This is a genomic window from Mediterraneibacter hominis, assembly GCF_014287475.1.
GTDB classification, from domain to species: domain Bacteria; phylum Bacillota; class Clostridia; order Lachnospirales; family Lachnospiraceae; genus Mediterraneibacter; species Mediterraneibacter hominis.
Genome location: NZ_JACOPF010000002.1, coordinates 420,542 through 444,787 on the forward strand (window position 1 = coordinate 420,542; position 24,246 = coordinate 444,787).

General features: G+C 40.7%; 22 protein-coding genes. 20 read left to right on the forward strand and 2 right to left on the reverse strand.

The annotated features are described in order from the left end of the window. Positions 1-34: 34 nt before the first annotated feature. Entirely contained in the window at positions 35-904 is an 870-nt protein-coding gene (locus H8S37_RS11485) for an aldose 1-epimerase family protein (protein WP_186876206.1), read from the forward strand. Positions 905-1,037: 133 nt separating this feature from the next. On the opposite strand, the gene H8S37_RS11490 is transcribed toward H8S37_RS11485, so the two are convergent. Continuing rightward, the gene (locus tag H8S37_RS11490; RefSeq protein WP_186876207.1) at positions 1,038-1,841 is read right to left on the reverse strand and encodes an SDR family NAD(P)-dependent oxidoreductase; all 804 of its coding nucleotides are present in this window, start codon (positions 1,839-1,841) and stop codon (positions 1,038-1,040) included. 237 nt (positions 1,842-2,078) lie between these two features. Here H8S37_RS11490 and H8S37_RS11495 point away from each other — a divergent pair, with 237 nt between their 5' ends. From H8S37_RS11495 to H8S37_RS11570, 16 genes are all read left to right on the forward strand, one after another. Next, positions 2,079-3,089, forward strand: a complete 1,011-nt coding sequence (locus tag H8S37_RS11495) for a LacI family DNA-binding transcriptional regulator (RefSeq protein WP_186876208.1) — start codon at positions 2,079-2,081, stop codon at positions 3,087-3,089. 79 nt (positions 3,090-3,168) lie between these two features. After that, complete coding sequence (gene dhaK, locus H8S37_RS11500) at positions 3,169-4,158, forward strand: dihydroxyacetone kinase subunit DhaK (protein ID WP_186876209.1); 990 nt, start codon at positions 3,169-3,171, stop codon at positions 4,156-4,158. A gap of 15 nt (positions 4,159-4,173) precedes the next feature. Next, positions 4,174-4,821: a dihydroxyacetone kinase subunit DhaL gene (dhaL, locus tag H8S37_RS11505; RefSeq protein ID WP_186876210.1), complete on the forward strand. Its 648-nt coding sequence runs from the start codon at positions 4,174-4,176 to the stop codon at positions 4,819-4,821. A 101-nt stretch (positions 4,822-4,922) separates the two neighbouring features. Next, the gene (locus H8S37_RS11510; protein ID WP_186876211.1) at positions 4,923-5,987 is read left to right on the forward strand and encodes a sugar ABC transporter substrate-binding protein; all 1,065 of its coding nucleotides are present in this window, start codon (positions 4,923-4,925) and stop codon (positions 5,985-5,987) included. A gap of 47 nt (positions 5,988-6,034) precedes the next feature. After that, positions 6,035-7,018, forward strand: a complete 984-nt coding sequence (locus H8S37_RS11515; protein WP_186876212.1) for an ABC transporter permease — start codon at positions 6,035-6,037, stop codon at positions 7,016-7,018. Positions 7,019-7,021: 3 nt separating this feature from the next. Then, complete coding sequence (locus H8S37_RS11520; protein ID WP_186876213.1) at positions 7,022-8,533, forward strand: sugar ABC transporter ATP-binding protein; 1,512 nt, start codon at positions 7,022-7,024, stop codon at positions 8,531-8,533. Further along, positions 8,530-9,483, forward strand: coding sequence for an ABC transporter permease (locus H8S37_RS11525; protein ID WP_186876214.1), 954 nt, complete (start codon positions 8,530-8,532; stop codon positions 9,481-9,483). Before H8S37_RS11520 ends, H8S37_RS11525 begins: the two co-directional genes overlap by 4 nt. Positions 9,484-9,495: 12 nt before the next feature. Then, positions 9,496-10,530, forward strand: a complete 1,035-nt coding sequence (locus tag H8S37_RS11530; RefSeq protein WP_186876215.1) for a lactonase family protein — start codon at positions 9,496-9,498, stop codon at positions 10,528-10,530. A gap of 15 nt (positions 10,531-10,545) precedes the next feature. Then, on the forward strand, positions 10,546-11,388 hold the full coding sequence (locus H8S37_RS11535) for an SDR family NAD(P)-dependent oxidoreductase (RefSeq protein WP_186876216.1): 843 nt from the start codon (positions 10,546-10,548) through the stop codon (positions 11,386-11,388). A gap of 4 nt (positions 11,389-11,392) precedes the next feature. Continuing rightward, positions 11,393-12,403, forward strand: coding sequence for a 6-bladed beta-propeller (locus tag H8S37_RS11540; RefSeq protein WP_243207175.1), 1,011 nt, complete (start codon positions 11,393-11,395; stop codon positions 12,401-12,403). A gap of 25 nt (positions 12,404-12,428) precedes the next feature. Then, the gene (locus tag H8S37_RS11545) at positions 12,429-13,865 is read left to right on the forward strand and encodes an aldehyde dehydrogenase family protein (RefSeq protein ID WP_186876217.1); all 1,437 of its coding nucleotides are present in this window, start codon (positions 12,429-12,431) and stop codon (positions 13,863-13,865) included. 9 nt (positions 13,866-13,874) lie between these two features. Further along, positions 13,875-14,753, forward strand: a complete 879-nt coding sequence (locus tag H8S37_RS11550) for a dihydrodipicolinate synthase family protein (protein WP_186876218.1) — start codon at positions 13,875-13,877, stop codon at positions 14,751-14,753. Beyond that, complete coding sequence (locus H8S37_RS11555; protein WP_186876219.1) at positions 14,750-16,162, forward strand: aldose epimerase family protein; 1,413 nt, start codon at positions 14,750-14,752, stop codon at positions 16,160-16,162. Before H8S37_RS11550 ends, H8S37_RS11555 begins: the two co-directional genes overlap by 4 nt. Before the next feature lie 645 nt (positions 16,163-16,807). Further along, complete coding sequence (locus tag H8S37_RS11560) at positions 16,808-17,563, forward strand: LamB/YcsF family protein (protein WP_186876220.1); 756 nt, start codon at positions 16,808-16,810, stop codon at positions 17,561-17,563. Positions 17,564-17,653: 90 nt separating this feature from the next. Then, positions 17,654-19,006: a dicarboxylate/amino acid:cation symporter gene (locus tag H8S37_RS11565; RefSeq protein WP_186876221.1), complete on the forward strand. Its 1,353-nt coding sequence runs from the start codon at positions 17,654-17,656 to the stop codon at positions 19,004-19,006. Positions 19,007-19,070: 64 nt separating this feature from the next. Next, the gene (locus H8S37_RS11570) at positions 19,071-20,252 is read left to right on the forward strand and encodes a pyridoxal phosphate-dependent aminotransferase (protein WP_186876222.1); all 1,182 of its coding nucleotides are present in this window, start codon (positions 19,071-19,073) and stop codon (positions 20,250-20,252) included. A gap of 62 nt (positions 20,253-20,314) precedes the next feature. On the opposite strand, the gene H8S37_RS11575 is transcribed toward H8S37_RS11570, so the two are convergent. After that, the gene (locus H8S37_RS11575; RefSeq protein WP_186876223.1) at positions 20,315-21,244 is read right to left on the reverse strand and encodes a LysR family transcriptional regulator; all 930 of its coding nucleotides are present in this window, start codon (positions 21,242-21,244) and stop codon (positions 20,315-20,317) included. Positions 21,245-21,365: 121 nt separating this feature from the next. Between H8S37_RS11575 and H8S37_RS11580 the strand changes: the two genes are divergently transcribed. The 3 genes from H8S37_RS11580 to pxpB all read left to right on the forward strand — a co-directional run bounded on the left by H8S37_RS11580 (position 21,366) and on the right by pxpB (position 24,246). After that, on the forward strand, positions 21,366-22,046 hold the full coding sequence (locus tag H8S37_RS11580; RefSeq protein ID WP_186876224.1) for an RraA family protein: 681 nt from the start codon (positions 21,366-21,368) through the stop codon (positions 22,044-22,046). An 82-nt stretch (positions 22,047-22,128) separates the two neighbouring features. After that, positions 22,129-23,400 (forward strand): Glu/Leu/Phe/Val family dehydrogenase, encoded by a 1,272-nt coding sequence (locus H8S37_RS11585; protein WP_186876225.1) that lies wholly within the window; start codon positions 22,129-22,131, stop codon positions 23,398-23,400. 96 nt (positions 23,401-23,496) lie between these two features. Beyond that, positions 23,497-24,246: a 5-oxoprolinase subunit PxpB gene (gene pxpB, locus H8S37_RS11590; RefSeq protein WP_186876226.1), complete on the forward strand. Its 750-nt coding sequence runs from the start codon at positions 23,497-23,499 to the stop codon at positions 24,244-24,246.

A 24,246-nucleotide genomic window follows, 5' to 3' on the forward strand; every position in this document is an offset into this window, starting at 1 on the left:
ATAAGAGTTTCTATTGATAAATGGAGGTGTCTGGATGAAGCTGGAAAATGAGAGACTCTGCATAGAAATTGTAGAGAGAGGAGCAGAGGCTGTAAGAATCTACGACAAAAAGAAAAATCAGGAGATTCTTTGGGATGGAAAGCCTGAATTTTGGAAACGTCATTCTCCCATTTTGTTTCCCAATGTAGGAAAGACGTGGAACAATACGGTTTTGTTTAACGGAATCCAATATCCATCCTATCAGCATGGATTTGCCAGAGACAATGACTTTCTTTGCGTAAAATCAGACAAAACAGAGGCAGTCTGGCTTCTGCGTTCTTCTGATGAGACAAAGGAGGTATATCCGTTTGACTTTGAACTTTATATTACATATACGCTGGAAAAGAACCGGCTTCATGTAAAATGGAAAGTAAAAAACCATTCTGAGGAAACCATGTATTTTACAATCGGCGGACATCCGGCGTTTTGGTGCGCACAGGATGCAGAAAGCAGAAATGAATGTTTTCTGAAATTCCCCGGCAAGGAAAGCCTTGAGTATATAGGAGTAGACTTGTCAACCGGAACAGCATTGCCTGAGACAAAGAAGACGCTTTTTTTAAAAGAGGGATTTTGTAAGATTACAGATAAGCTTTTTGAACTGGATACGATGATTTTTGATGGAGGCCAGATCGAGGAGGCATGGCTGTGTCACAAAGACGGAACACCTTTTGCGGGAGTAGTATGCAAGGGATTTCCTAATTTTGGAATCTGGTCGGTAAAAGGTTCCCCGTTCGTGTGCTTAGAACCGTGGGCAGGACGGTGCGATGACAAAGGGTTTGATGAAGATATTTCTCAAAAACCTGGGATTAACCAGGTTGAGGCAGGGGAAATATTTCAGAAGGAATATACGATAGTGGTAGGATAACTGGTAATCACCCATAGAATTGAAAAGGATTTGAATGGAGTCTTTCAGAGGAAGAGATGACCGTGATTGATAAAGCAATAGAAGAATATTTATAATTTACGTTTTCAGGACAGATCTCTTCCATAACTAGTATTTAAATATAAGGTACACTGATGCCGAAATCTTCCCAGGGGGCCCATGGATCTTGGACAATGAATTTTCCGCCGGATATATCAAGAACTTCACCGGTAATAAAGGAAGCAGCATCTGAAGCTAAAAATACTACAGGTTTAGCAACTTCTTTAGGGGCTCCTATGCGCTGCATAACAGCACTATGGCAGGCATATGGTAGTCCCTTGGTTTTCAGTACAGTTTCTTTCACCATATCAGAACTGATAACCCCGGGAGATACAGCATTGACACGTATTTTATATGGAGCTAATTCAGATGCAAGAAGTCTTGTCAAAGAGGCGATACCACTTTTAGTAATGGCATAAACACCTACAGAAGTAGTTGCGATCTTGGAAGCTAAAGAACATGTTAAAATAATGCTTCCACCGGCAGTTTTCATAAATGGAAGGATGAACTTAGCGGACATCCAGGCAGAAGTAAGATTGGTATTGATGATAGTATCCCATGCATCTTTTTTTAACTGTGTTAAATAGGACATATGACCAAGAGCAGCATTATGAAATAATATATCGATGTGACCATAGGTATTACCAATCTCATTAATAAAGCTTTTTAATTCATTTTCTTTTGATACATCTACAGAGAAGGCAGAAGGAGAAAATCCTTTACTTTCTGCATCTTTTAAAAACGAGTCTATTTTATTTTTAGAACGGGAACAGACGATAACTTCTGCTCCTTCTTTTAAAAATTCAAAGGCAGTAGCTTTCCCTATACCAGCAGTACCACCGGTTATTAGGATAACTTTATTTTTTAAATGTAAATCCATAAGAAAAATCCTCCTTGTTTTTAATTTGGAACATGGAAACGATTTCATACATAATTTTCTTTAAATATAGCATTATTGAAAAATGAAATCAATAATATTTTTAGAAAAATAAAATGTATGTGTATTAGTAACAAAAATACGATATATATATTGGATAAAATGTATATTGAAATGTAAATATAAACGTGATAATCTAAAAATATAAACGGGAAGCGATTCCATAAAAGGGGTGAATAAGTGAAAACGAAAATGACAATTGAAGATATTGCCTCTAAAGCTGGAGTAGGAATAGCAACAGTATCCAGAGTATTGAATAATAGAGGGTATGTAAGTGAAAAAACACGGGCTAAGATAGAAGAAGTAATAAAAAATTATGATTATGTACCGTCAGCAACAGCGAGAAATTTCGCAAAGAAAGAAAGTAATATGGTTGCTGTTATCGTACCAGAGGCTCATAATCCTTACTTTGCTGCGGCTGTAGAGGGCATATCAGAGATATTGGAGCAGCAGGAGCTTTTACTGATTTTATGTAATTCAGATAAGGATTCTGCAAAAGAGGAAAAAATACTTTATACATTGAAACAGCAGGAATTAAAAGGAATTATAGTTACTCCTGCGATTGATGATTTGGATAAAGGAGGATTAAAAGAGTATAAAGAGATAGTAGAATCATTATATATACCTGTAGTATTTATGGATTCAGGACTAAATTTTTATGAGTGGGATGTTGTGTATTTTGATAATATAGCAAATTCATACAACGCAATAAAGGCTGCGATCGAGGATGGCAGCCGTGAGATAGGGATTATTACTGGGGACTTGCAGACAAAGACTGCCAGAGACAGATATAAAGGATATGTACAGGCTTTAGAAGAAAATGGAATAGATATAAATGAAAAGTATGTTTATCATGGGGATTTTACGGTAAAAACGGCATACAACATCACCAGAAAGATGTTATCTAAGGGGAAGTATCCTGAAATTGTATTTACGAGTAACAATCTTACAACAATTGGATTTATTAAAGCGGTATATGATGCAAAATTAAAGTTAGGAAGAGACATCCATTGTATCTCCTTTGATAAATTGGACACTTTTGAAGAATTAAAGTATAGCTATATTGAAAGAAATCCCTTGCAGATGGGACGACTGGCGGCAACGATGTTGATGGAAAGGATAAAAGAGCCTGAACTGCCAGCAAGGAAATACTATATGAAATCTAAAATTATAGTAAATATTAATAGATAAAATAAGGTTAATCCAGACAGAGGTCTGGATTAAAAAAGAGAAAATATGGAAGCGCTTCCATTAATAGGAGGAAAGAAAGATGGTAAAAAAGATAATGAATGATCCAAAGGATATTGTAGACGAAATGCTGGAAGGTTTTGTATTTGCACATAAAGAACTTCAATGGTTTAAGGAGTACCGCACAGTGGCAGTAAAAGAAAGGAAAGAAAAAGTAGGACTGGTAGCGCTTGGGGGAAGCGGACATGAACCAGCGCATGCCGGATATATAGGAGAAGGTATGTTAGATGCCGTAGCAGTGGGAAATTTATTCGCGTCTCCTTCACCGGACCAGATATTAAAAGCAATAGAGGCAGCAAATAGAGGAAAAGGGGTACTTGTGATCCTAAAAAATTATTCAGGTGATCTTATGAATTTTTCCATCGCTAAAGAATTAGCAGAAGAAGAAAACATTCGTGTAGAAAGCGTGGTGGTAAAGGATGATGTAGCGGTACAGGACAGTACATATTCTACAGGGCGCAGAGGAATCGCGGGTACTGTTTTTGTTCATAAGATTGCAGGGGCGCGGGCCGCAGAAGGAGCAGAACTGGAAGAAGTAAAAGTGACAGCACAAAAGGCAATCGATCATATACGCAGCATAGGTATATCATTGGGGACATGCATACTTCCAGGATTAAAAAAACCGGGATTTTATATTGGTGAAAATGAAATTGAACTTGGGATGGGGATACATGGGGAACCAGGCATTAGAAAGATGGAATTAAAATCAGCGAATGAGTTAGCGGAAACTATGGTGGATAGAATTTTAGAGGATTTAGATTACAGAAAACAAGAGGTGGCAGTACTTATAAATGGATTAGGCGGTACCCCGCAGATGGAATTATATGTGTTGACGGCAAGTCTGAAAAAAGTTTTTGCAAGAGAAGAGATAGCCGCATATAGGGTCATGGTAGGCAATTATATGACATCCCTGGAAATGGCAGGATGTTCAGTCTCACTCATGGAATTAGATGAAGAGTTCAAGCGATTGCTGGACAAACCTTGTATGACACCGGCATTACGTATTCAATAGCAGAGGAGAGATAAAATGTTTGAACTAAGAAAAGAAGATTACATGAAGTATTTATATGAGGTGGCGGTTCGGATTCATGAAAAAGAAGAGTATATTACAGAACTCGATGCGGAAACAGGAGACGGGGATCATTGGTTGAATTTGGATACAGGTTTTCAGAAATTAACAGAAAAATTGGAGGAATGGACTGCATGCAGTTACGCAGAGTTTTATCGCAATATAGGCATGACTATGATGTCTGCGATGGGAGGATCGTCCGGTGTACTCTACGGAAGTGCTTATCTAAAAACATCCAAATTGTTGGAAGGTAAGGATGTGATAACGCCAGAACTATTGGGAGACATATTGGAGGGATGGGCGTCGGCAATTGCACATAGGGGGAATACAAAGCCGGGTTTTAAGACAATGTTGGATGCAATATATCCCGCTTCTAAAAGATATGGGCAGGCAATTGAGGCCGGAAAAGACTGCAAAACCTGTCTGGGGGAATTGAAAAGAGGAGCACAAGAAGGAGCAGAAAATACTAAAAATATGGAAGCAGTCAGAGGCAGAGCGAGCTATCGGGAAGATAAATCAGTAGGACATCTGGATCCCGGAGCAGTAACCATGGCGATACAGTTAGAATGCCTGGCTGAATTTATTATAGAGAATTGTTGTAAATAATAGGAAAGTAGAGTTTACTCAAATAGTAAAATCGATCCGGAGCAATTTTACTATTTGTTTAAATAAGGAAATAAATAAGAAAAATAAAAAGGAGAAAAGGTATGCAGGTGAAAAAAAGAATGAAAAAGATTTTGTCGATTGTATTGACAATGGCACTGTTAACAGGGGTAGGTCTTACTGGATGCTCCCAGCCGGAAGAAAAAGATGCTGGCGGCAAAAAAAGTGAAGTAACAATTGGAATTGCATGGCCATCTTTAGGAACACAGGCGTGGTCAGCTATGGCAGATTATTTAAGGTGGTATGTGGAAGACTGGAATGAACAGAAGGATATGCAAATCAAATTAATAGAAACAACTGCCGGAGACGATGCGGCAGCTCAAGAGACACAGATCCGGGATTTACTAAATCAGGATGTTGATGTCGTTATATCGGGAGCGATTGATACAACAGCTATCTGGTCTTCCATCACAGAAACACATGACGCAGGGAAAAAATTTATGTCATTTTGCCGCAGACTGACACCTGGAGGACCAGAAGCAGATTCTACAGTCGGTCCGGATACCTATGATACAGCCTATGTATCTGTAGATGCTGCGATCAAAAAAATGGCAGAAGATGGAATTGCAGCTGAAGACATCCAAGTGATCCGTGTACAGGGTGACTTGAAAGATCAAAATGCGATGCGTTATGGGGAAGGTTGTGAAGCAGCGGTTAAAGATAACGGGGCAAAAATCGTAGCGGATATTGAAAGTAATTGGTCTGTGGAAACGGTTATGAATAAATTGGCTCCTACATTGCAGGCGAATGAAAAAGCAAATTTGATTTTTACGCCGAATGAAGATCTGATGTTAGGGGTACAGAGCGTACTGGAAGGCCAGGGACAATGGCTCAAGTCAGGGGAAGAAGGTCATATCTATTTGGCGGCTGCCGGTGGCTGTGAGATAGGTTTGGAAATGATTCAGAGCGGATACTTGGATGCGACGGGCTATGAAGATTTGAAGGCTGTATCAGAAAATGCGGTAGAAAATGCAGTAAAGCTTGCGCTGGACGAAGAACCAGGTGATTATTTCGTAAAATCAGAAGCGATTACACAGGAAAATATAGAGTCCTTGTTAAGTGAAAATTATTTTTGGGTATATGATTATGTAGAAAAAACAGAAAAGTAGGTGTTTGATGGCAGGCATATGCCTGCCGAAATTAAAAGGAGGTTTCTATGAGTATACGGCAATATTGTGTTGACAAAAAAAACACCTTTATAAACAGAAAAGACAAAAAATTTGTTTTTATAAGCCTGCTGGTTGTTATAGCTTTCCTACTTATTATCCTGTTTACTCGTCCTAATTTTTTTAATGCAAGAAATATATCCAGTATCTTGATACAGTGCAGCGCAGTGGCAATTATGGCAGCTGGGCAAATCTACGTTATGGTAAGTGGAGGAATCGACTTGTCTATTCCTTCTGTAATGATGCTTTCGGGGTGCATAGGCGCTCTGGTAATGAAAAATACAGGAAGTATAGCACTGGGGATTTGCTGTATATTTGCAGTAGCCATTACGGCAGGGCTGTTTAATGGGGTATCAGTAGCTAAATTAAAAATTAATGCGTTTGTAGCGACAATGATTACAATGCTGATTGCAAACGGACTTTCATTGAAAGTGACCAATTCAAGCAGTATACCTATACCACAGCAATTTACAAAATTATTTGGCAGTTATTACGGTCCATTTCACGCAAATATAGTTGCCATGATCATCTGCTTGATTATCCTACAGTTTTTATTGACTAAAACAGGGTTTGGGCGCTGTATCTATGCGATAGGAACAAACGAAAAGAGTGCAGAATCATGTGGGATTCCAACCAGCAGAGTAAAAATCCAGGTATATCTTATTTCAGGTATTTTGTCAGGAATTGCAGCAATCGCTTTAACTGCCAGACTGTCATCTTCCTCTCTGTCACTGGCATCGGATTCAACGTCTTTGGATGTTATTGCCGCAGCGATTATTGGTGGAGCGAGTATTAAAGGAGGAGTGGGAACTGCTCTCGGAGCTTTTGTAGGAGCATTTACAATTAATGGCTTATCGAATCTCCTTGTATTATATGGAATTGATTATTATACGATCCAAATAATAAAAGGTTTCGTGTTTATTTTTATTACGTATTTTGATACTATCCGTTCAAAAGCAAGGAGGGAGATATAAAATATGCAAGAACAAAAGTATTTTGAGGCAAAAGGATTACATAAATATTTCCCCGGAGTTCATGCTTTGAATGATGTAAGCATAGCGGCAGACAAAGGTGAAGTATTAGGAGTTATTGGGATTAACGGAGCCGGTAAATCTACATTTATGAATGCTTTAGCTGGAGAAATCTGCATAGATGCAGGAGAGTATTATATAAATGGCGTAAAGGCGGAAATTAGAAACCAAAAAGATTCTGAAAAAAATAAGATCGCGTTGATCCATCAGGAAGCAGTCGTATTCAAGGATATTACAGTTGCAGAAAATATTTTTATATACAATATGCAGAAATATGAAAAGGCAGGATGTCTGCAATATAAGAAAATGTTTAAAGATGCGGCAAAATATCTGGAAATGATCGGGGCAGACGTAAATCCAAAAGAATTAGTTAAAAATATTACGGTAGGACAAAAACAGATGATTGAAATTGCGAGGGCTTTGGCCAGGAATGCAGAGATCGTTTTATTTGACGAACCAACGTCATCGCTATCGATTGAGGAAAAAGAAAATTTGTTCCGTATTATTGGACAATTAAAAGAACAGAAGAAAATCGTTATGTATATTACCCACTTTTTAGATGAAATCATCCGTGTATGTGACAGAGCAACAGTAATGAGAGATGGAAAAGTGGTAGGAGATTTCCGGATGAGTGAAGTAAGTACAAGAGATTTGATTACAGGAATTGCTGGACGAGAGGTAGAAACGATTATCAACCGGACGGAAGAGTCGAACAGAGAAGATGTTTTAAAAGTAGAGAATCTGAGTTGTTATCCCATGGTAAAAAATGTGAATTTCACAGCAAAAAAGGGAGAAATTTTAGGATTATGGGGGCTGTTGGGTTCTGGAAGAACAGAAATTATAAGGAGCATTTTAGGACTGGATAAAGCAGACGGTGGAAATGTATATAGAAGACATCCAAATGGAGACATGGTGAAGATTAGCGGACATAGGTTATTGGAAGAATGTGCCTATGTAACAGAAGACAGGCATCATGATGGTTTGTTTATGCCGATGCCTATTTGGAAGAATATTACGATGGCAAATCTGCGTAAATTTTCAAATATACAAATGAATGAGAAGAAGGAACATATATATGCAAAAGAAATGATTCGGGAAATGGAAATTAAAACGCCGGACGAAAATGTATCTGTCGGAACTTTAAGCGGAGGGAACCAGCAGAAAGTTGTGATGGCGAGATGTATCGGTAAAAATCCGGATATTTTTTTTATCGATGAACCCACAAGAGGAGTTGATGTTAATGCGAAATCTTTTATTCATAAAAAAATCCTGGAACTGGCACAACGGGGTTGCACAGTCGTGATGGTCTCTTCAGAAATAGAAGAAAATTTGAATTTATGTGACAGGGTGCTGATCGTAAGGAATGGAGAAATAACAGCAGAAGTAAAAAAGAAAGACATAAATAAGCAAAATTTAATGGATCTTTGTCTTGGAATAGAAAAGGAGGGCGGAAAATGAGTAAAACCATGAAAATTAAAAATATAAAATTAGCAGCTCTCAATAATGCAGTGTATATATTTGGACTTCTGATGATTATTACGTTTTCCGTCCTGTCCGAACATTTTTTGACTGCTACGAATGGAATTACTATTTTAAGAAACTCGACATTGATGTTATCCATTGGAATTGGACTTACATTTGCGTTGATTGTCGGAGAGCTGGATTTGTCTGTAGGAGCAAACTGCAGGTTTGCAGCATCAGTCAGTGCACTTTTAATGGTAAATTACGGTTGGAACCCCTATCTGTGTATGCTGTTAATGCCCCTTTTGGGAGCTGCTGTAGGGCTTATAAATGGCGTGCTGGTAACCAGAGTAAAATTAAATGCCTGGCTGGTAACATTATCTATGAAATTAGTTTTGGTAGGTGTTGTTGTAAAACTGACGAATACAGTGGCGATCAATATGCCGGATGAAGTTCTAAAGTTCCGTAATATAAAGATGTTTGGTCTCTCGAGTTTTATTATATTTATTTTGGGCATTATGCTGCTGATGCAGATTGTTTTAAAATATACCGCATTTGGAAGAAAACTGGTTGCAGTTGGTTCTAATCCTGCCGCGGCAGAAAAATTAGGAATCAGTGTAAAAAATTATAAGCTGGCGGCTTTTGTAATCTCCGGTTTATTTGCAGGTCTTGGAGGATTACTGATCTCAATAAATTTGGGAAGTATTACAAGAGAGTTAGGAGATGGATATGAATTTACAGCTGTATCGGCTGTTGTCCTGGGAGGAGTTTCTCTGGCAGGCGGAGAAGGAAATGTCTTTCCTAAGGCTTTTGTAGGCGTACTGATTCTGACAATGATTGAAAATGGTTTGACAATGGTAGGGGCGGATATCTATCTGTTTCAAGTGGCGAAAGCATTGATTATTTTTCTTATGATGTATATTGACTCCATAAAAAATAAAATGTGATGAGGAAGAAAAATGCAGCAAACAATATTTACAGGAGGTTATACCCAGACATCAAAAGGAATCTATATTTGTGAATTTGATGATGAAGCGGAAAAGATTTTCATAAGGGGAGTAGAAAAAAATTGCAAAAATCCTAACTTTATTGCGGTAAATTGGGAGAAAAACCTGCTGTGTGCATTAAATGAAGATGAGGAACATACGTGGATCACACTATATAAAATACTCGAATCTCATGAACTGCTCCTTTTAGATAGTCTGGAAGTGGGGGGAAAGGGCCCTTGCCATATCAATATAGATGAAGAAGGGAAAAGAATTTTTTATGCCAATTATGAGAGCGGAGATATCGGTATGGTATGGATAGAAGAAGAGCGGATGTCAAAGGAGGTGAAAAGAATTTATCATCAGGGGAAAGGTATAACACAGCGTCAAAAAAGTGCACATCCTCATGGAGTACATATCATATATCAAAATAAGTTAGCAGTGCCTGATTTGGGAACAGACCAAATATACATTTATGATATTAGTGGCCGAGATTTGAAATTTAAGCAAATAGTACCGGTGAGGGCAGGAGACGGTCCCAGACATGCGGCAGTGCATCCAAATAGAAAAGTGTTATATGTTATATGTGAATTACAAAACGTAATTTATACATTTGTATTAGAAGGTGAAAGATGGAAAGAAATACAGAAAATTTCTATTTTGCCTTCAGAGATACCAGGGGAATTTATCGCAGGCGAAGTGGAAGTGACCTGGGACGGGAAATGGCTATTGGCATCGACAAGGTCATGGGGAGAAAATGCAGAAAAGGAAGGCTATATTTCCATCTTTTCTATAAAAGAGGGAGGAAAATTAGACTATAGACAGACAGTCGGATCTGGAGGGAGCCATCCCAGAATGTTTACAATAACAAAGAATGGAAAATATGTATTGGCTGCAAACCAGTACTCAGATGTTTTAGTTGTGTTTACATTGGATCAAATAACAGGAGAATTAAAAAAAAGGTGTTCCGTTCAGATTCCGGAAATAACATGTGTAGTATGTAAGTAAGAAAGGAAAGACAATATGAATAAAAAAGCAGCAATTACAGGTGGCAGCAGAGGAATTGGAAGAGGAATCGTAAGAAGACTGGCAAAGGATGGATACGATATTTCTTTTACCTATAGTTCGGAACGTGGAAAGGTGCAGGCAGAAGCGCTGGTAAAAGAAATCAAAGAGCAATATCAGGTAAAATGTTTCGCTCATCAGGCAGCTCTAAATGAGAAAGGTGAGGCAGAGAAATTTGTGCAGAAAGCATATTATGAACTTGAAGGGCTTGACTTACTGGTATGCAATGCCGGACAGTCTCTGGTCAATAGTATCTATGAGATGGATGAGAAGACGATTGATTTTTTGATCAATTTAGATTTTCGCTCTTATCTGATGGCAGCTCGGGAAGCGGGCAGGATCATGGGTGAGAATAAGATTAAAGGAAATATTATATTTATTTCTTCTTGCCGCGGAATAAGGGCATATCCATATGATGAGTTATACGGCGGATTGAAGGCTGGTCTGATACGTTCTATACAGACGTTTGCTTTAGATCTGGCTCCTTACGGAATCCGGGCAAATTGTATTTCACCAGGCCCGATTAGGGTGAGAACGAGTGAAGAAATGAGAGAAGAAGGGGTTTGTGAACAGGAGATAGAAGACTTGGATAATCTTTGGAAACAGCTGCCTTTAGAGAGAATGGGGACACCGGAAGATATAGCAAATGCAGTATCTTTTATAGCCAGTGATCAGGCTTCTTATATTACAGGGGCGAACCTTGTGATTGATGGAGCGGCTTCTCTGCCGGGAATTCCTGAAAACCGTCCGAAAGATGATGAAGAATTTAAAGTGTGGTGTAATTTTAAACGGAGGTGGTAGGCGAATGATGAAAATCGTATGTGGAAGTAAAGAAAGAGATACACAGGCAAAAGTGATTTTGCAGGACGGAGAATTCCGATATGAACTACAAAAAGAGACGTTGGAACTTCCGGATTTTCTGAAATATGCGCCGCTTTGTACAGGATGTTGTGATAAAGAAGATTTTCTTTATTTAGTTACCCGTGATTATAAACATCCAATTGTAGTGATGGACCAGAATGGGAAATATGTTCGAGATTTTGGAGAAGGATTATTTCAGTTTATTCATTCTATATTTATAACAAAACATAATACATTGTTGTGTGCAGATGCAAATGCTCATGTGATCCGTGAACTGTCCCTTGACGGTGAGGTAATACGCGATTTTGGAAATTATGGTGTTCCAAGTGACAGTGGATACCAGGGAAATATTTGGAGAGATATGCATCGGGAAGGAAATATCATACCGATGAATCTTCCCTTTCAGAAAGATTGGAGTTTTATTGAGAGCATCAAGACGATTAAACGAGCAGCAGAACCGTTTAATCGCCCGACATGTGCCGTGGAAACATCAAAAGGCGACATTTTCGTAAGTGATGGTTATGCAAACTGTGCTTTACATAAATTTTCACAGGATGGAACGCTGCAGCATACATGGGGGGCACCGGGAATCGGACCGGGAAAATTCTTTGTCATGCATAGTCTGTGGGTTGATAAGAAGGATAGGATATGGGTGGCGGACAGAGAAGGAAACAGCATTCAAGTATTTACAGATGAGGGAGAACTTTTGATGTATTGCTCAGAAGGTCTTTATCAGCCGTCAGAGATATGGGCAGATGACAAATATATCTATGTAGGGGAACGAGGAGGCGTGACAATTTTTGATTATAATATGGAAATTGCCGCACAGATCGGGTTCTATATGTCCTCTTTAATGACACATGGCTTTTGCGGAGATTCAAAAGGAAACTTATATATTATGACTTTAAGTCAGGATATACCTTATTCATTATTAAAATTGAAAAAATGCGATTAATAAGATAGTAGGAGGGAAAAAGAGCATGTTGGTATATATTAATGGGAAAAAGACAGGAGAAGATTTGAAACAAATGGAAATCACGAATCCGGTAAATGGACAAGTAGTAGATACGGTTCCGGAAATACCGGAGGCATTGATTGATGAAGCTGTGACGGCGGCCAGAGAAGGTCTGTTGGAGTGGGGCGCTTATTCTCAGGCGAAAAGAAACGAAATCGTGTATAAATATATTCATCTATATGAAGAGAAGAAAAAGGACATTGCAAAAATTTTGACGCTGGAAACAGGAAAAACATTAGCAGAAGCAGAAGCGGAGTTTGATGTGTGTACGAAGGTAACAAGAGGGTATTGCGAGATGGCGGCACACCTATATGGGAATTGTATGCCAGGCGGCAGCACGCTAGGAAACGAAGAAAAGGACATTATTTTCACCAGGAGAGAACCGCTGGGAGTTATGGCCATTATACTTCCGTTTAATTATCCGGTAGATCTCTTTTCCCATAAAGTAATGCCTGCTTTGGTAGCAGGAAATTCTGTGATAGTAAAACCGCCGACAAATAATCCATTGGCAATTACTATGATGGTCGAACTGCTGTATGAAGCCGGTGTGCCAAAGCGTGCAGTACAGGTAGTCACGGGCCGGGGATCTAAAGTGGGTGACTATCTATGCGGAAATCCAGGCCTGGATGCAATCTCTATGACAGGAAGTACAGAAGTAGGAACTGAAATTTATAAGAAGGCTGCAGCTAATTTAACTAGAGTATTTTTGGAATTGGGCGGAAATGATGCTTTCATTGTACTGGAAGATGCAGACGTTGATCTGGCTGTAGATGAAGCAATAGGAAGCAGATTAGGAAATGCCGGGCAGATTTGTTGTGCCAGCAAGCGATTTTTAGTACACGAGAAGGTAGAAGAAGAATTTACTCGTAAATTAATAGATAAGCTGTCGAAGGTTAAAATGGGAGATCCTATGGATTCTGCATATACGGTTGGCTGTCTGATCAGCGAAAAGGCAGCGATTCAAGTAGAAGAACAAGTAAATACTTGTATTGGACAGGGAGCGCGATGTGCTTTAGGGGGCAAGCGGTATGATAAAGCCTTCTTCCAGCCGACTGTACTGACAGATGTGACTGCAGAAATGGACGTGGCAAAAGATATGGAAATTTTTGGACCGGTTTTTCCAATTATAACAATCCAGTCCGAGGAAGAAGCAATCCGAGTTGCAAATCAGTCTTGCTATGGCCTTTCTGGAGCTGTATTTAGCGCAAATATAGGAAGAGCCATTTCTGTATCTTCCAGATTACAGACAGCAGGGAATGTTATTAACGGAGGCAGTGCATACCGTGTTCCGGATTTGGCATTTGGCGGATATAAGAAAAGTGGAATCGGAAGAGAAGGTATTTCTCGGACATTAGAAGAATTGACACAGGAAAAGAATTATATATTAAAAGGAGTTTTATAGGAGGATGTTATGCAAGGAATATATACAGCGATTGTAACAGCATTTCAAGATAATGGGAAGATTGATGAGAAAGGGACGAGAAGTGTCATACGGCACAGTATAGATCATTGTAAAGCAGATGGGATATTAGTCGGCGGAACAATGGGAGAAAGATATAAGATGTCTACAGAATCTATGAAGAGATTGCTGGAAGTTGCGGCGGCAGAAATAAATGGAAAAGTCGATATGGCTGCTAATATTTCAGCAATATCACGGGAAGAAGTGCTGGAACTGGAATCTGCTGCAGCTGCAAATGGATATGCAACGGCTACACTTATAGCACCAATCTTTCATAAATATAGTGAAGAAGAAATCAAACAGTATTATTATGACATAGCGGATCATAGTAAACTGCCTTTGATGATTTATGTAATTCCCTCTTTTTCAGGAGTGAATTTGACAGAAAATATGCTAGAAACACTTTTGGAACATCCGAATATTATAGGCATGAAGTTTACACATAACGACTATTACCTGCTGGACAGAATACGTGTGAAAAAACCAGAGGCTACACTTTTTACAGGATTTGATGATATCTTATTACAGGCATTGCTCATGGGAACAAATGGAGCGATAGGAGGCACATTTAATTTGACAGGCGTATTTGCCAAAAAATTATATGAGGCAGCATGCTGCAAAGAATATGAAACGGCATTAAAATATCAGAGAAATATTAATGATGTGGAAGATATGTTAAATGAAACAGGACTTTTTCCGACAATTAAGGCAACATTGCAGGTCATGGGAGTACCGTGTGGAGAACTGAAGACACCCAGCATGCCTATTACGGAGAGACAGAGAGAACAGGGCAAAAAGATCTTGGACTATCTTGAAAGGAATGGCGGATGAAAACATATAATATTCGCAATGAATATGTATCGCTGACAGTTTCAGAATTGGGAGCGGAAGTGATTTCTTTACAGGATATTCCGACAGATACGGAATTCATATGGCAGGGGGACTCACAATATTGGAATGAACATTCCCCATTGCTATTTCCGGCTGTCGGAGACTGGAAGGATAATCAGTATGAATATGAGGGGAAAATCTATCAGATGCCTTTACACGGTTTTGCAAGACATCAAAAATTTGCTGTTATATCTAGGGAAAATCAGTTAATTTGTATTTTATGTTCCAATGAGGAAACCCGACACTATTATCCATTTTCTTTTTCTTTAAAAATTATATATAGTCTGGACAAAAATATTGTGCATGTAGAGCAGTATATAAGCAATACATCTGATAAAAGAATGCCATATTCGATTGGAGAACATATAGGGTTTCGAATCCCTTTGCATGAGAAGGAAGCATACGAGGACTATTATGTGGAATTCGAGAAAGAAGAAACGGCATGCAGGTATCCTCTTATTGACGGAAGAATGATCGGAAATCCGATACCCTGTCTTGAAAGAGAAAAGAGTATCAAGCTGCAATCCGATATGTTTGAAAACGGAGCGTGGAATTTTGAAGGTCTATCTTCAGAAAGAGTATATATAAAAAGTGCTTTGCATGATATAAAGGTGATACTTGATTTTCCAGATTTTAGCCATTTTTCCTTGTGGTCTATACCAGCAGCGCCGTATTTGTGCCTGGAACCTTGTAATGGGATGGCGGGTTTGCCTTCAGAAGGGAATGATCCATTTAAAAAAAGAGGAATACATATTTTAGAGCCGGGTCAAGAAGAAACTGCGGTATATAGTATTTCGATTGAGAATAATGACATAAACAGAAAATTAAAAGAAGAATTTGAAAACTCAATTATAGAAAAAAGAAATTCCGTTCGGAAGTTTTTGAAAAGAGTCGTAACCAAAGAGAAGATAAAAGCGATTCTTCGACATGCTATGACTGCTCCCAGTGCAGGAAATAACAGAGAATGGGAATTTTTTGTAGTCAGTAAAAAAGAGGATAAAAAACGAATTTCCATGATGAGTCCATATGCAGGGCCGGCAGCTGAGGCGGGGGCATTGATCATTCCTTGCATGAATACAGAAGTTATGAAGAAGGATAAACAGGGAAATATGTGGTGGATACAAGACTTAGCTGCATGCTCACAAACTATTTTACTGGCGGCGAAAGAGGAAGGTATAGACGGAGTATGGATGGGAATATATCCGGATAGGGAAAGGGTAAGAAAACTATCGGACTATCTAAAGTGTGGAGAAAAGCTTGTACCATTTGCCGTTATCGCAGTGGGATATGCAGGTACAAGAATTGCGAGAAGAGAAAGATATGATGAAAAACTTGTACATTGTCTATGAGGAGTTGTTCTGTTTAAGATGGTATTGATTTGGCATCGTTTTACAGAAGATACCATAGAAAAGATTTTCACATGGATTCTTTATGAAGTCCCCAAAAGCCGATATCTTTCATCGGAAGTGGTTTTCTTGGACAGTATGCACATCAAAGCCAATATCAATAAAAAAATGAAATAAAGCAATTCCTGCAGCTGCCATGACATATGAAAAGCAGTTAATGGAAATCAACGAACAAGGAGGGTTATCGGGAATAAAACGTGTAAGTATGTGGGTACGGCTTAAATATGCTGCGATGAATCTGAAAAAACTGGCAATGTTGAGGTGGAAAAATAACTGCTCTCCAATGAGAAAATATAAAAAAGTATGATACAGAAAAAGAATCTATTTTGCCGTAGCTTAATAGGGATTCTTTGACAGTCTGAGGAACCTTTTACATTTTAATTTGTAGAAGGTTCCTTTTTTGTAGGAGGTTGCGTGGAAAAGAGACTACCATAAATATAGAAAATATTAATATTTTACAGAGGAATAATTTATTTTATTCTTGATTCTTCCAATGCTATACTTTAAACATAAAAAATTCTCAGGCTGTTTTTATGTGTATAGACGATAACCGAGAAGAAAAATAAGATGGAGAGAAGGAGGTTTGTTATGTACAGTATTGACTTAAACAGTGACATGGGAGAAAGCTTCGGGGCGTATAAACTCGGCAGTGATGAAGAAATTATCAAATATGTTACTGCCGCAAACGTAGCATGTGGATGGCATGCGGGAGATCCAATGGTGATGGATAAGGTTGTCCGTATGGCGAAAGAGAGAAATGTAAAGGTAGGCGCGCATCCGGGGTATCCGGATTTACTCGGCTTTGGCAGAAGAAAAATGGTGCTTTCCCATGATGAAGTGAAGAACTACGTTAAATATCAGATTGGTGCACTGGCGGCATTTGCGCAGAGCTGTGAAATGAAGCTGCATCATGTAGCGCCTCATGGGGCAATGGGAAATGCTTGTCAGTACGATGAAGATATATCGTCGGCAATCTGTGAGGCGATTTATGAGTATGACAGAGACTTGATCGTGTATTACTGCGCAGGGGCAGTCCTTGGAGAGATTGCGGAGAATATGGGGCTGCGAACTGCTTCTGAAATTTTTGCGGATAGAGCGTATATGGACGATCTGTCTCTGGTTCCGAGAAACATGGAAGGCTCTGTGATCACAGATGAAGAAATTGCAATACAAAGGTGTGTGAAAATGATTAAGGAGGGAAAGGTCACCACTATTAATGGAAAAGAAGCAGATATCAAGGGCGACACGCTTTGTGTACATGGGGACGGGCCGAAAGCATTAGCTTTTGTCAGGAAAATCAGAGAGAAATTTACAGAAGAAGGAATTGAAATAAAACACGTATAATTTTTTTTAGGTCTGATGCGTTGTGGTGCTGTAAGCTCTGTTCTCAGGTGCAGAGTGACAGAATTTTTTAAAGTAAAAAAGGAAAAGAAAATGGGTAAAGAGATAAACAAAAAGAAGATGACGGTTGTGAAGAAAATGATGATTGCCCTTGTTGCGGGGCTTCTTGTCGGAGCTGCGTTCCTTTTGTTGAGGGAACAGTTAATAAGCTCTGGAAATGCGCAGGTATGGTCTGTCATCAATAAGCTTTTGTTCCAGGATATTACAGCGGCGGACGGTGTTACGGGAATTGGTTTATTTTATATCATAGGACAGATATTCATGCAGGGGCTGCAGCTTGCTATTGTACCTCTGGTGCTCGTGTCTTTAAGCCTTGCTATGTGCAGCATATCCAGTTCATCAAAGTTGGGGAGGATAGCAGGACGCACGCTTTTAGGATTTTTCCTGTTCTATGTAGTAGGCGCAGCCCTGGCTGGACTGGTTGCCTATGGGGTAAAATCAATGGGAATGTTTGACGTCACGCTTCCAAGTGAGGCGGTAACGGACGCGGCTACTTTGGATGCGTTTAACCCGTTGGCGACAATCGTAAGCGCAGTGCCTTCCAATATAACTGCCGCTTTCAGCAGCAATAACAGTATTTTAGCAGTTGTTGTCGTTGCGATTATCATTGGACTATGTATGAACGCATTGGGGGAAAAGACAGATCCATTTAAGAAGGTACTGGAAAGCGGAAATGAAATTATTCAGTATTATCTCACATTTCTGATCAATAAAGTGGGCCCTGTCGCGATTTTTTGCCTGATATCCAGGACATTTGCTATTTATGGCACAGAATATCTGGCTCCAGCGGCGGCTTATATCATTTCTGCTATGCTGACATTATTTGTGTTGGTTGTTACCATCTATCCGATCGGTATTTGGATTACAACGAGGATGAATCCGATACAATTTGTCAAAAAAATTGCCAAAGTAGGCGTATTTGGATTTTCTACAAATTCGTCTGCCGCCTGCCTGCCCCTAAATACAAGAACCTGTGTTGATGAGCTGGGCTGCAGCAAAGAAATTACGAGTTTTGTCCTGCCTACCGGTATGACGATAAATATGAATGGCACAACGGTTATGCATATGTTCGCGGCTACATTTATTGCGACAAGTGCAGGTATTGATGTAAAACCGGCGAACCTGGCTGTAGTGGCTTTCTTGTCAATCTGTGCGGCGATGGGATGTCCGGCGATTCCGATTGCCGGCACCACCTTGATTGTGACGATTCTTTCCGGTATGGGATGGACGAGCGACGCGTGTATGATCGCATATGCGCTGGTTGTCGCGATCAACCGGCCTGTTGAGATGGCGCTTCTGCCGCTGAATGTAATCGGTGACGCAACGGTCAATGTGATTGTCAATGCAAAAGAAAAAGAGCTTGATAAAGATATTTATAATGGATAAGCAGTGCGGTTCATTGTCTGGATGGCAGACTGCCGCTTAAATTATATTTATGGGAGGAATTGGTATGGAATATAGAACAGCAAAGAGAATGGAAAGTCTTCCATTTTCAGGGATACGAGCAGTAATGGAAAAGGCTACAAAGATGCAGCAGGCCGGTGAAAAGGTAATTCATCTGGAAATTGGCCGGCCGGATTTTGATACGCCGGAAAAAATTAAGGAGGCAGCATTTAAAAGTCTAAAAGCCGGACATGTATTTTATACCTCAAATTATGGGATACCGGCGTTTAGAGAGGAAATAGCGCGGTGGGAGACAGAACACCATGGTGTGAAATATGAGGCAGAGGAAGTGCTTGTGACAGTAGGAGTGGGGGAAGCGACGTACGCGTCTATGGCAGCGTTTCTCCAGGAGGGAGATGAAGTATTGGTCCCGAATCCGGTATGGCTGAATTATATCCATGTGCCGTCTTCGCTGGGAGCGACACCTATAACGTACAGCCTGAAAGAAGAAAATGATTATCAGATAGATTTTGATGAATTAGAAAGCAAGCTAAGCGACAGGACGAAAATGATTGTAGTTGTTAATCCGAGTAATCCGACAGGCGGGGTATTCTCCTTTGAAACACTGGAAAGATTAAGCAGGATTGCCATAGAGCACGACCTTCTCGTTGTCGCAGACGAGATATACAGCCAGCTTGTATATGACGGAACGAAGCATGTGAGTATTGCTTCACTTCCCGGAATGAAGGAGAGAACCATTACGCTCGGCGGATTTTCTAAAGCATATTCCATGACGGGATGGCGGCTGGGATATATGTGCGCGCCAAAGGAAATTATCCAGGCGTGCGTCAGAGTCCATCAGTATACTATCACCTGCGCTTCGTCTTTTGTGCAGGAGGCCGCAATTACCGCGCTGCGCGATTGTGCGGATGATGTAGAAAGCATGAGACAGGAGTACCAGAGAAGGAAAGACTATATGGTAAAAGCTCTCAATGAGATAGAGGGCATCAGTTGTAACAATCCCCAGGGAGCGTTTTACATCTTTGTAAATATTAAACAGCTTGGGATGACTTCTATGGAAATGGCAGAATACCTGCTGGAACATGCAAAAGTAGCATTGGTGCCGGGTTCTGCCTTCGGTACGGAAGGAGAAGGGTATCTGCGCATCTCCTATGCGTGCAGCTATGAGGAACTCCAGGAAGCGTGTGGACGTATCGAAAAAGCCGTGGCAGAACTGAAAAAGAAATAGCTGTCAAAATAGTGGAACCGGAAGCAGTCTTTTTTGTCAAAGCCTGCTGTCCGGTTTTTGCTTTATCTATTTTCGGCAGGGGACCATACTTCTCCGAAAGTAAAGGAAGGAAAAGGGGTCTTTAAAAATTCTTCCAGAGCATGTTCAAAAAATTCTACGGCATGTTTGCTTGTCGTCTTTGGATACCGATGTCTGATTTTATAACAGATTCTGGCCGGCGGAGGGTTTTTTAACTCGCTGATGAAGAGAGGCCGGTAACGGGAAAGCTCGCTGATGACAGAGACAGGGGCAATCATCCAGTTTTCTTCCTTTTTCCACAGCCGATCCAAAAGTGTGATGGTATCCGCGGCAATATGGGGTCTGGAGACGGAGGAAAACCAACGATCGTGCCAAATCTGGAAGTTATCATCCCAGCTTAAGAAAAGCTCCGTAGAAGGATCCAGCTCATCCGTATGTACTTTTGCAGAGGGAACGGAAGGGGCAGCAGACTGTATGAGATAAAGCTTTTCTTCAAAAAGCTTCTCTGTGATAATATTTTTGTAATGCAGCTTGTGATAGACAAGCCCTATATCAATGTTATGCTCCCCAAGCAGACCGTATAATTCGGAAGAATGGTGAGACTGGATATTTAAATCAAGTCGGGTATGGTCTTGCAGCAGCTTGTCATACAGAGGAGCGAACACAGCGATATTAAGGCTGTCAGTACAGCCGATTTTCAGCAGCAGGGTTTCCTGGTTCCTTTTTAATTCTAATGTTTCCTTCCACAACGACATCCACCGTTCAGCTATCACAATGAAATCTGTTCCCTTCGGAGTCAGCTCTACTTGTTTGTACCCCTTATTCCGGACGACAAGAGGAAATCCCAGTTCATTTTCCAGTGAAGTCAGCCTGTGGCTGACAGTAGGCTGAGACAAAAACAGCAGATCGGCTGTGCGGCTGATACTTTTTGTATTTACAATCGTAAGGAAGGTTTCAATTTCTGACAGATTCATAGGTATTCTTCTCCTGTGTAAATATAGAATTTATTTATATTATACAAAGAAATTATTCGTTTTTCAATTAGTATTGCCTGTGCTATTATGAGGACAGATTAAAAGAAAAGAGGGTTTTAAAATGTCAGTAGGATGCAGAATAAAAAGAAATTTTCAAAGACCGCCTAAAGAATTGGTGGAAGCTTTCCGTGGAATCCCTGTAGCGAATATAGATGATAATTGCGGAAGAATCGCCGCTGTTGACGCAAGTATTTATCCGCTGAATCCAAAGGCGCGTCTTCTTGGCACTGCTTTTACAGTCAATGCGCCGGCAGGAGATAATCTCTTGTTCCATAAGGCGCTGGATATGGCACAGCCGGGAGATGTTATCGTACTTGCCAATAAGGGAAGTATGAGCCGCGCCCTGTGTGGGGAAATTATGAGCAGCTATGCGAAATCCAGAGGGCTTGCAGGGATCATTATTGATGGATGTGTGCGCGACAGCTATACGCTCAGTCAAATGGATTTTCCAGTATACGCAAAAGGCGTGACACCAAATGGACCTTATAAGAACGGGCCGGGAGAAATGAACTTTCCTGTTTCCTTCGCGGGAATCATTATAAATCCGGGTGATATTATTGTTGGCGATTCAGACGGGCTGATTGCAGTGCGGCCGGAATATGCAAAGGAACTGGCGGAAGCAGCGAAGGCTTATCATGCCGGAGAGGAAAAACAGATGGAAGGCATCCTAAACAGAGGAGAATGGCCGAGGTCCTGGGTAGATTCCAAACTGGAGGAAGCAGGATTTGAATTTGTAGAATAGAAACAGCAGCCAGAAAATAATTTCCACTTATATAGACAGTGGGAGACAGGCATTGGGGAGAAAAGAATGGAGGAAGCTGTAAATGGGAACAAAAACATATAATCCTTATGAAAATATGGTCGCAGTTCTGGAACAGGCAGCAGAGAAGCTGGGGCTGAAGCCGGACGAATATGAAACATTAAAATATCCGGAACGGGAGCTGATTGTGTCTATACCGGTCAGGATGGATGACGGGACGTTGAAAGTATTTGAAGGATACCGCGTGCAGCATAACAGTGCAAGAGGCCCATATAAAGGCGGTATCCGTTATCACCAGAATGCGAACCAGGATGAAGTGAAAGCGCTGGCGGCATGGATGTCATTCAAATGCGCGGTGGTAAATATTCCTTACGGCGGAGCAAAAGGCGGGATTAAGGTGGATCCGACAAAATTGTCCAGGGATGAGCTTATCCGTCTGACAAGGAGATATACAACCAGAATTCTGCCCTTGATCGGGCCGGATCAGGATATACCGGCGCCGGATGTGAATACAAACGGCGAGGTAATGGGTTGGATTATGGATACATACAGTATGTTCAAGGGACATAGCGTACCAGGAGTCGTTACAGGAAAGCCGGTTGAGATCGGCGGTTCTATCGGACGAGCAGAGGCTACAGGACGCGGAGTGACTATCATTGCTGAAAAATGCCTGGAAGACTTGGGAATGGAGCCGCAGGAGCAGACATACGCTGTCCAGGGAATGGGAAATGTAGGCGGTACGGCGGCAAAAATTCTGTATGAAGAAGGCAAAAGGGTTATTGCTGTCAGCGATTGGTCTGGAGGCGTAATGAAGAGAGAGGGACTGGATATTCCGGATATTCTGGCATTTCTCTCTGACAGGAGCAAAGCGTTGAAGGACTATGAAAAGGAAGGAACAGAACATATCAGCAATGAGGAGCTGCTCACATGTAAGTGTGACGTATTGATTCCGGCAGCATTGGAAAATCAGATTACAGAAAAAAATGCGGCACAAATACAGGCAAGAGTAATTGTTGAGGCGGCAAACGGGCCGACTGCCATAGAGGCAGATCATATACTGGCGGAAAGGAAAATAACAGTTATTCCGGATATTCTCGCAAATGCAGGCGGTGTAGTAGTCTCTTATTTTGAGTGGGTACAAAATATTCAGAGCATGGCATGGGAACTGGATGAGGTAAATCAGATGCTGAAAAAGGTGATGCTCAAGGCATACCATGATGTAAGTAATATGAGTAAAGAAAAAAGCAGTACGATGCGCATGGGAGCGTATATGGTGGCTATCAACAGGATTACTACGGCAGGAAGGCAGAGAGGCGGTCCGATTTCTATGGCATAAATGTGCTATAATGTATGGAGATAGGAAGAAAAATGCAGGAAGGTCTGGCGACATGAGGACAGACCTTCCTGCTTTTGAAAAAAAGGAGGTGCTGTTATGGAGGCAAAATTTCTCATAGCTGGAGAACGGGCGGTTTCTGTTGAACTGGGCAAAGAAATCTGTCTGGAGGTAAATGCCAGAGTCCGCATGCTGGAAGAAAAGTTAAAGGAGGAGCCGATTGACGGGGTGATAGAGGTCGTACCCACATATTGCTCTTTGATTGTACATTATCGGCCGGAGGTGCTGCTTTACGGCACTCTGGTGGAGGAACTGAAAAAAAGGCTGACGAACATGAGAGAAACAGAAAGGCCGGCGAAGAAGATTGTAAAGGAAGTACCGGTTTTATATGGCGGGGAGACAGGGCCGGATCTGGAGTATTGCGCACAGCTTGAACAAACATCAGTAGAGGAAATTATCCGGAAACATTCAGAACATGAATATTATGTCTATATGCTTGGTTTCGCGCCGGGACATCCATATATGGCGAGATTTGAGGAGCCATTTTCGTTTAAAAGAAGAGAAACTCCGCGTGTTAAGATTCCTGCCCGATCTGTGGTAGTACAGCAGAATCTGTCAGATCTGATTCCGTTTGAGCAGCCATGCGGCTGGAATATCATTGGAAGTACGCCTCTCGATCTCTGTAATTACGAGAAGGAGGAACCGTTTCTTCTAAACGCGGGAGACTGGGTGAAGCATGTGCCGGTTACACAGGCGGAATATGACAGAATACGAAGAGAGGTTGAAAAGGGAACATACAAAGTAAAAACGTATGCGAAGGAAGACGCAGGCGGGAAAGGGCGGGGATAA

Bases quoted from the DNA above. Each gene is read 5' to 3' on its own strand.
- H8S37_RS11485 (WP_186876206.1), top strand. From the start codon at position 35: ATGAAGCTGGAAAATGAGAGACTCTGCATAGAAATTGTAGAGAGAGGA.
- H8S37_RS11490 (WP_186876207.1), bottom strand. From the start codon at position 1,841: ATGGATTTACATTTAAAAAATAAAGTTATCCTAATAACCGGTGGTACT.
- dhaK (WP_186876209.1), top strand. From the start codon at position 3,169: ATGGTAAAAAAGATAATGAATGATCCAAAGGATATTGTAGACGAAATG.
- dhaL (WP_186876210.1), top strand. From the start codon at position 4,174: ATGTTTGAACTAAGAAAAGAAGATTACATGAAGTATTTATATGAGGTG.
- H8S37_RS11510 (WP_186876211.1), top strand. From the start codon at position 4,923: ATGCAGGTGAAAAAAAGAATGAAAAAGATTTTGTCGATTGTATTGACA.
- H8S37_RS11515 (WP_186876212.1), top strand. From the start codon at position 6,035: ATGAGTATACGGCAATATTGTGTTGACAAAAAAAACACCTTTATAAAC.
- H8S37_RS11520 (WP_186876213.1), top strand. From the start codon at position 7,022: ATGCAAGAACAAAAGTATTTTGAGGCAAAAGGATTACATAAATATTTC.
- H8S37_RS11525 (WP_186876214.1), top strand. From the start codon at position 8,530: ATGAGTAAAACCATGAAAATTAAAAATATAAAATTAGCAGCTCTCAAT.
- H8S37_RS11530 (WP_186876215.1), top strand. From the start codon at position 9,496: ATGCAGCAAACAATATTTACAGGAGGTTATACCCAGACATCAAAAGGA.
- H8S37_RS11535 (WP_186876216.1), top strand. From the start codon at position 10,546: ATGAATAAAAAAGCAGCAATTACAGGTGGCAGCAGAGGAATTGGAAGA.
- H8S37_RS11540 (WP_243207175.1), top strand. From the start codon at position 11,393: ATGATGAAAATCGTATGTGGAAGTAAAGAAAGAGATACACAGGCAAAA.
- H8S37_RS11545 (WP_186876217.1), top strand. From the start codon at position 12,429: ATGTTGGTATATATTAATGGGAAAAAGACAGGAGAAGATTTGAAACAA.
- H8S37_RS11550 (WP_186876218.1), top strand. From the start codon at position 13,875: ATGCAAGGAATATATACAGCGATTGTAACAGCATTTCAAGATAATGGG.
- H8S37_RS11555 (WP_186876219.1), top strand. From the start codon at position 14,750: ATGAAAACATATAATATTCGCAATGAATATGTATCGCTGACAGTTTCA.
- H8S37_RS11560 (WP_186876220.1), top strand. From the start codon at position 16,808: ATGTACAGTATTGACTTAAACAGTGACATGGGAGAAAGCTTCGGGGCG.
- H8S37_RS11565 (WP_186876221.1), top strand. From the start codon at position 17,654: ATGGGTAAAGAGATAAACAAAAAGAAGATGACGGTTGTGAAGAAAATG.
- H8S37_RS11570 (WP_186876222.1), top strand. From the start codon at position 19,071: ATGGAATATAGAACAGCAAAGAGAATGGAAAGTCTTCCATTTTCAGGG.
- H8S37_RS11575 (WP_186876223.1), bottom strand. From the start codon at position 21,244: ATGAATCTGTCAGAAATTGAAACCTTCCTTACGATTGTAAATACAAAA.
- H8S37_RS11580 (WP_186876224.1), top strand. From the start codon at position 21,366: ATGTCAGTAGGATGCAGAATAAAAAGAAATTTTCAAAGACCGCCTAAA.
- H8S37_RS11585 (WP_186876225.1), top strand. From the start codon at position 22,129: ATGGGAACAAAAACATATAATCCTTATGAAAATATGGTCGCAGTTCTG.
- pxpB (WP_186876226.1), top strand. From the start codon at position 23,497: ATGGAGGCAAAATTTCTCATAGCTGGAGAACGGGCGGTTTCTGTTGAA.